Origin of the sequence: Halorubrum tibetense, from assembly GCF_042661865.1 — an archaeon.
GTDB classification, from domain to species: Archaea; Halobacteriota; Halobacteria; order Halobacteriales; family Haloferacaceae; genus Halorubrum; species Halorubrum tibetense.
In genome coordinates, this window is the sequence record NZ_JBHSWW010000378.1 from 1 (window position 1) to 1,910 (window position 1,910).

General features: G+C 67.6%; 2 protein-coding genes. Both read left to right on the plus strand.

Going from position 1 to position 1,910, the window contains the following annotated elements; genetic code table 11:
• The coding region (locus ACFQEU_RS15245; RefSeq protein ID WP_379783533.1) for an aminotransferase class V-fold PLP-dependent enzyme at positions 1-454 on the plus strand (454 nt) is incomplete at its 5' end.
• An 80-nt stretch (positions 455-534) separates the two neighbouring features.
• Positions 535-1,092, plus strand: a complete 558-nt coding sequence (locus tag ACFQEU_RS15250; RefSeq protein ID WP_379783535.1) for a class I SAM-dependent methyltransferase — start codon at positions 535-537, stop codon at positions 1,090-1,092.
• Positions 1,093-1,910 lie beyond the last annotated feature (818 nt).

Below are 1,910 nucleotides of genomic sequence, written 5' to 3' on the forward strand. Positions count from 1 at the left end.
CGACGTCGACCGCGCGGTCGCGGAGGGGTTGACGCCGGGGACCGTCGGCTACCGTGGCGTCCGGACGCCGACCGCACCCGAGATCGAGTACGAACCCGGCGCGAAGCGGTTCGAGGTCGGCACGGCGACCGCGGCCGCCCACGTCGGGTTACTGGAGGGGATCGACGCGATCGAGGCGGTCGGGATCGACACGGTCGAGGACCGGATCGCGTCGCTCACCGACCGGTTCAAGTCGGCGATCCCGGATGGACACCTCATGAGCCCGCGCGAGTGCGAGTCGGGCCTCGTAACGGTCGACGTCGCGGAGCCGGCGGCGACCGTGGAGCGCCTCGCGGACCGCGGGATCGTGGTGCGCGACCTGCCGGGACCCGACGGGGTCCGGGTGTCGATCCACGCGGTCTCGACGGAACGGGAGGTCGACGCCGTCGCCGACGCGCTTCGCGAGGAGTGGTGACCGCGGACGACGAGCAGGGTCGTCCAACCGATCGGCGTACGGATCGGCCCACTTTTGTCCCACACGCACAATAGTAACGTATGGGATTCCACACGTTCGATGTCGACGGCGCGGAGCGATTAGAGGACCCCGATCGGTACCGCTGGGTCTCCGCCGAGGAGCTGGTCGGCGCGGTCGACCCGGCCCGCGACGACGTCGTCGCGGACCTGGGAAGCGGCACGGGTTTTTATACCGATGCGGTCGCGCCGCACGTCGCGACGACGTACGCGGTCGACCTCCAGGCGGAGATGCACGAGTACTATCGCGAGAAGGGCGCGCCCGCGACCGTCGAGTTCGTCGAGAGCGACGTGGCTGACCTCCCGTTCGACGCGGACGCGCTGGACGCCGCGTTCTCGACGATGACCTATCACGAGTTCGCGAGCGACGCCGCTGTCGCCGAGTTGGCGCGCGTTCTCCGTTCCGGCGCGCGGCTCGCGGTGTTCGACTGGTCGGCCGACGGGAACGGCGAAGCGGGTCCGCCCGCGGACGAGCGGTTCGGCGTCGACGACGCGGTCGGCGCGCTGGAGGAGGCAGGGTTCGAGGTCGTTCAGGCCACGACCCGGACGGAGACGTTCGCGCTCGTCGCGCTCGCGCCGTAGAGGGAGAGACACCACCGATTAGACGGGTATGACTCTGTTAAAACGCCACTTTTCAGACGTGTTCTCGTCTGAAACGGGGGTTCACTGAAGACTGCCTGTTGAGTGATGGTGGGAGTGGGCATCGCACACCGGCTGTGGCGAGACGGTATATCCCGGATCACGAGCGACGGCGACGATCACTGATACATAAGAAGGCGGTGGCGTGCCGGTTCGCGCCTTATAAGGCGCGAGCCGACCGAGAGGCTGGGGGGTGTGAGGTGCGTACTGTGCCGGGCGGGACGCAAAGGGCAGCCAGTGGGGCCGACGGGAGGGAGGCCCCGGCCGGCTGGGGCGATCGACGTATAAATATCCGCCAGCAGCACCACTGCGCTACGTATACACAGCCGATCATCCATACCGGGATACCCACTTGCGCTATCGATCACTGGGCGATCTGTACTGAATACGAGATCGCGAAACGTACCAGCTCTTGAGGGTTTCGACGGAGCCACCGTTGTATACACAGCCGAGCCAGACGCGGACACACCGTCTCATCACAGCGTGTCCCGCCGATCAGTGGTCTCGACACGCGAGTATCGATAGCTTCCGCGGGGCGGTCTGCGCAACGACGCCGACACCGGACTCGTCGGTAGCGGTGGAGTATATAAATAATCGCACCGGAAGCGGCGGGTCCGGTCGGGCGGTCACCGACCGGCAACCGACTCGACGGCGGCGAATCCGGCGACGGATCCGACGACGAGGAGCACGGTCCAGACGGCGAGCCCGGCCGTCAGCCAGCCGACCGTCACCCGGCGGGTCGGGCCGATCGCCGCCCCGAC